This is a genomic window from Herpetosiphonaceae bacterium (assembly GCA_036374795.1).
Classification (GTDB): domain Bacteria; phylum Chloroflexota; class Chloroflexia; order Chloroflexales; family Kallotenuaceae; genus LB3-1.
This window is the reverse complement of sequence record DASUTC010000314.1, coordinates 1-5,625: the sequence shown is the minus strand read 5'-3', so window position 1 is coordinate 5,625 and position 5,625 is coordinate 1. Positions and strand designations below refer to the sequence as shown.

Below are 5,625 nucleotides of genomic sequence, written 5' to 3'. Positions count from 1 at the left end.
GACCATGCGGATGTGGTAGCTGGTCGCGGCCTGGTAGCTCAGCGGTGGGCTGGCATCGATATAGCTCGCGCCGTTGCGCGCCTTGATGCGGTTGTCGACATCATCGAAGAGCACGATCGCCGCCAGGCCGTCCCAGTTCTGTGCCGCTGGCTGTCCCAAGGCCACCGCCAACGCTCCCGCCGTGCCTAGCGTCGGCGGCGTCAGCTCGCCCTCGACCACGAAGCTGCCAGTCTGCGCCGCAGGCAATGCCTGGTTCTTCCAGCTTGTGCTCGTCGCAGTCTGACAGCCCGGCTGATCGTTGCTGGCAAATTCATCGGCACCGACATCGTAGGCACTGCCGTATGGTCGCGCCTGACGGTCAATGTCGCCTGGCACATCTGTGGTCAGCGCCTGCCCAGCATCGACGGCTGGCGAGGTCTGCTGGAGGTGCAGATCGCGCGCGGTGAGGCTAACGAAGCCGACGGCTCCCGGATCAGCGTAGTACCGGTTATTCTGCGGCGTGCAGACGCTCGCGGGCGCGGTGCCGCCTGCAAACAGGTTGTTGCGGTTGAAGCACCATCCATCCGTGCTGCTGGGCGTCGCGTTCACGTACATATGTTGATAGCCGCTGTTGATGATCGTGTTATTGAGCAGCTTGATGCTGTGAACCGTATCGATTTGCAGCGCGCGCCGCTGGTTGTCGTAGAAGAAGTTGTTGCGGACCAGGATCTCGCGCGGCGGGATGTTGGCAAAGCCCGCGCCGACAGTTAGCCCATAGATATTGTCCCAGAAGCGGTTGCGCTCGATGATCACACCGGTCGCGCCAGCGTGGACCACCATGCCCGCTCCTGGCGAGCCAGTGCAGCCGGGTTGAACGTTCGCCTCGCAGGGTCGGAAGCCGTGGAAGCGGTTATCGGCTACCACCACGTTGCCATGCACCCGCTTGATGTCGACGCCCTCCTCGCCGATGTCCACGTTGGTGCTCGAAAAGTCGTTATTGGTAATCGTAATATCGCGAATATTGCCGCCGGACGAGGCAGCCGTATCGCCCATCTGAACGCCGTCGGCACCCACGTTGACAAAGATATTATTGCGAATCGTCACGCGCTGACCGTACTGCGCGATATTGACCGCGTGAATATCTCGGAAATCCGAGCGGCGGATGTTCTCGAAACGATTGTTTTCAATCAGGATGTCGTTGGCATTATCGATCTGGATCACTGCGCCAATCTGGGCATTCCAATCGCGAAAGACACAGTTCCGAATCACGCTTCCCGAGTCGGTGCTCCGCAGCACCAGGGCCGTATTCCTGGTCGGATACGCCCCGCCGCCACAGTCGATCACCTGGGCGGCACGAACCTCGCTCGGTATCAGAATCAGGCTCACCAGGAAGACCAGCAGGGTGCTTAGGTGCTGAAAAGACCTGGGGCTGCGGGGTGAGCCAGGAGCACCGATCAGACCTGCCGGATGCCGTCGCAGAGCAGAAGAGCGTACCAGCATTGAAAGCCTCCTTCAACGATAGCCAACGTTGCGACAATGAATACGAAGGCTGACATGGACTGATCATCCTCCGAACCCGGGCGCAGCTCATCGGATGCTCCGCCGCAGAGGTCGTCCATGTGTGTCATAGTTGTTCTCAACTGGTTTAAACTCTATTAAACCATAGCATGCGGCGGAGATCTAGCAGGCACAGCGTACAAAAGGGGTATCGTTTCGGAGTACAGCCCGGCGATCCGCAGCCAGCGCGATATGTTACAATAGGTTTAAAGACAACGTATTAACGCCCGACGATCGCCACCGTTGCCGCTCACAGCCACCCGTTGCTGGTGTGCCTCAGGAAGCTGACATGGTTGCACTGTCCCCTCAAGAATCTAACATCCAGCACAGTTCATCAGTAGGCCAATGGATCAAAGAGCGCCGAAGAGCCATCTCACTTTCGCGCGAAGCCCTTGCCGATCAGGTGGGCTGTTCTGTCGAAACCATCCGTAAGATCGAAACCGGTCGGCGTCGGCCATCACTGCAAATTGCCGAGCGAATCGCCACGGCATTACGCATCGGCGAGGCAGAGCGCGCCAGCTTTGTCCAGCTTGCCCGCGCCAAAGCGCAGCCGCTGCCAGGGCCGCTTTCTTCCGGCCAGGCCGAGAAGCTACCGGCATCCCTACCAGGCCCGCACGCGCCGCTGATCGGACGCGACGCGGATCTCCAGCGTATCCAAGAATTGCTGCTCCAGCCCGACGTGCGTCTGCTTACGCTGCTGGGGCCGGGCGGCGTCGGCAAGACACGCCTGGCGCTCCAGCTTGCCGCCGAGCTCCAGGCCACGTTTGCCGACAACGTTTGTTTCGTCTCCGTGGCTGCGCTCCGCGATCCCGATCTGGTCCTGCCAGCGATTGCCCACAGCCTCAATCTTTGGAAAGACGCCGATCGAGCGCTGACGACGATTCTGGCGGAGCGGCTGGCGGGCAAGCCAACGCTGCTGATCCTCGACAACGTCGAGCAGGTGCTCGACGCAGCGCTGCCGGTCGCGGCGCTGCTGGATGCCTGTCCGCAGCTCAAGGTGCTTGTGACAAGCCGCGCCGCGCTGCATCTCTCGCTTGAGCGCCAGTATCAGGTCAGGCCGCTATCGCTGCCGGATCTGGCATGCCCCCCCAGCATCGAAGACCTGGCGTGCTACAGCGCGGTGGCGCTATTCCTCCAGCGCGCGCAGGCGGTCAACTCCGACCTGGCGCTGACCGAGTCGAATGCCAGCGCTATCGCCGAGCTATGCGTGCGCCTGGATGGGCTGCCCCTGGCGATCGAGCTTGCGGTCGCGCGCGTCAGGCTGCTCACGCCTCAGACGATGCTGGCCCAGCTCGATCGCGGCGCGAGCGGCTCGTTTTTTCACCTGCTGAACGGCGGGCCGCGCGACGCATCGGATCGGCACCAGTCGCTCCATGCGACGATCGCCTGGAGCTACGAGCTGCTCAGCCCGGCGCAGCAGCAGCTTTTCCAGCGGTTGGCGGTCTTTGTCGGCGGCTGGGGCCTCGAAGCGATCTCCGCGATCTGCGGCGCAACAGCCGACGATCCGCACGACTGTTTCAACGAGCTTGTCGCCTTGATCGACAACTGTCTGGTGTATCAGGTCGCGGCAGATGGTGTGTCGCGCTTCACGATGCTTGAGACGATTCGCGAGTTTGCGCTGCAACGGCTGGCGCAGAGCGACGACCGGGCGACAGTCCGGCGACGGCACGCCAGCTTTTTCCTATCGCTGGTCGAGCGCATCGGGCCGGAGCTGGAAGGATCGGGGCAGCACGGCCTGCTGCATGTCCTGGCGCAGGAGTACGACAACATTCGCGAGGCACTGCGCTGGTCGCTCGACTACGGCGATCCAGAGATCGCGCTGCGGCTCTGCGGCGTGCTCTGCGTCTTCTGGAACGCGCAAGGCTACGTCAGCGAGGGACGGCAATGGCTCTCAAAGGCGCTGGCGCGCGCCACCGACGACGTGCCGGTAAGCGTCCGCACGCGGGCGCTGGATGTGGCGGGCGTGCTGGCATTCATTCAAGACGAGTACGCGCAGGCGCGCTCGTACTTCGAGGCCATCCTTGAGCTACGCGCGCAGACCGACGACATGCTCTACCCATCGCGGGCGCTGATCCATCTCGGCATGATCGCCTACTGGCAGGGCAGCTATCCCCTGGCGACACAACGGCTGGAAGAGGGCTGGCAGCTTGCGCAAGCCTGCGCCGATCCACACGCTGTCGCGCGCGCGCAGCTCTACCTGGCAATGGCGCTGCTCAATCAAGATGACGCCGCGCGCAGCACCGAGCTGCTGATCCGCAGCCGCGAGCTATACCAGCGGCTGAATTATCAAAACGGCATCGGCACGGCGCTCAACTTCCAGGGACGCGCCTCGCTCTACCAGGGCGACATCGACCAGGCGGCAGTGCTGTTGCAGGAAAGCCTGCGCATCTTTCAGCCGCTCGGCTACAAGCCCGGCATCGCGCGGGCCTACACCTATCTGGCGCGAGTTGCGCTCAAACGGGGCGATACCCCGTATGCGCGCGGGCTGCTTCAGGAAGGACTCTCGCTCTTCCGCGAGGTCGGCGACAAAGAGGGCATTGCTACCGCGCTCGAAGGCATGGCGGGGGTGTACGCCTCCCAGGGCTGCGCGCTGCGCGCTGTGTTCTTGTGCGGCGCGGCGGACTCGCTGCGGGCCGCGATCAAGGCGCCACAGCCACCGGCAGATCGGGCGTACTACACGGAGCTGAGCGCCACGCTGCACATGTACCTAGGCGAGGCAACCTTCAGGGCGGGCTGGGCACACGGCGCGGCGGCAGCGATCTGGCAAGATCCCGCGCTGCTCGACGAGCGCTACGCCGAAAAGCTGGAGCCGCAGGCGACGGACGAGATAACCAAGAACTAAGAACCAAGAACTAAGCAGAACAAAGAACAAAGGAACAAAGAACAAAGAACAAAGAACAAAGGAACAAAGGAACAAAAGAACAAAAGAACAAAGGAACAAAAGAACAAAAGAACAAAGAACCGGGTGCCCTCTGGGCCCGGGGTGAGGGCCTGCAACGACAAACAAAGGAACAAAGGGAAACTTGGAACTTGGAACTCGAAACTTGGAACTCGAAACTCGAAACTTGAAACTCGAAACTTGAAACTTGAAACGGGGTCATATGACGATCGATCAGCCGCAGCGCTGTGAATGGACTATGCGCGATCCGCTGATGATCGCCTATCACGACGATGAGTGGGGCGTGCCCTGCCACAACGACCGGGCGCTTTTCGAGCGTTTAATCTTGGAGGCGTTTCAGGCCGGACTCTCCTGGCTGCTGATTCTGCGTAAGCGCGAGAACTTTCGCCGCGCCTTCCACGAGTGGGATGTCGAGCGCATCGCGGCGTACGACGACAAAGATGTCGAGCGGCTGCTGAACGATCCGGGCATCATCCGAAATCGCCGCAAGATCGACAGCACAATCCACAACGCGCGCCGCTTCCTCGACGTGCAGGCCGAGCATGGCTCGTTCGACCGCTACATCTGGTCGTTTGTGGGTGGAGCGCCGCTGCTGCGACCGTCCGCGCCGATCTGGTCCGCCGTTCCCGCCTGGACGCCGGAGTCGGACAGGATGGCGCGCGAGCTGCGACGCCGTGGCTTCAAGATGGTCGGCCCGACGATGTGCTACAGCTTTATGCAGAGCGTCGGGATGGTCAACGATCACGTCGAGCACTGCTTCAAGGCGCAGCCGGGCAGCCGCAGCGAATAACGGCTTAGAGGCCGAGCCAGCGCAGCAGCCAGTACGTCGCCAGGCCCGCGCCGATCGTCAGCAGCAGGTTGCCGGTACGCCACGCCGCCAGCCCGCCGATCACTCCCGCGCCGAGCGTCGGCCCGATCGTGAGCGTGGTTGCCGTGCCCTCGGCCCGCAGCAGCAGCGGCGGCACGATCAGCGCAGTAAACACCGCGACGGGCACGTAGCTCAGCCAGCGCTGGAGCCAGGGCACGAGCTTGCCGCGCAGCGCAAAGATCATCGTCGCGCGTCGCGTATGTCACCGCCGCCATGCCCAGAATGACCAGCCAGGTCGTCATCCGAAAATCCCTTCACTGTGAAAGCTGGGGCACCTGCCCGCAGATTATACGCGATCCGAGGACGATCGTCGGCGGCATCT

The 5,625-nt window shown here is 62.4% G+C and carries 3 protein-coding genes and 1 pseudogene; 2 read left to right on the top strand and 2 right to left on the bottom strand.

Annotated elements, in window-relative coordinates:
* Nucleotides 1–1,479, bottom strand: a 1,479-nt coding sequence (locus VFZ66_24435; protein HEX6292357.1) for a right-handed parallel beta-helix repeat-containing protein, incomplete at its 3' end; no start/stop codon positions are given.
* A 346-nt stretch (nucleotides 1,480–1,825) separates the two neighbouring features.
* Here VFZ66_24435 and VFZ66_24430 point away from each other — a divergent pair.
* Nucleotides 1,826–4,378 (top strand): helix-turn-helix domain-containing protein, encoded by a 2,553-nt coding sequence (locus tag VFZ66_24430; protein HEX6292356.1) that lies wholly within the window; start codon nucleotides 1,826–1,828, stop codon nucleotides 4,376–4,378.
* A 259-nt stretch (nucleotides 4,379–4,637) separates the two neighbouring features.
* Nucleotides 4,638–5,225 carry a DNA-3-methyladenine glycosylase I gene (locus VFZ66_24425; GenBank protein ID HEX6292355.1) on the top strand — a complete coding sequence of 196 codons (588 nt, stop codon included), beginning with the start codon at nucleotides 4,638–4,640 and terminating at the stop codon, nucleotides 5,223–5,225.
* Nucleotides 5,226–5,229: 4 nt separating this feature from the next.
* Here VFZ66_24425 and VFZ66_24420 read toward each other — a convergent pair.
* Nucleotides 5,230–5,490: pseudogene (locus VFZ66_24420) on the bottom strand (AzlD domain-containing protein).
* Nucleotides 5,491–5,625 lie beyond the last annotated feature (135 nt).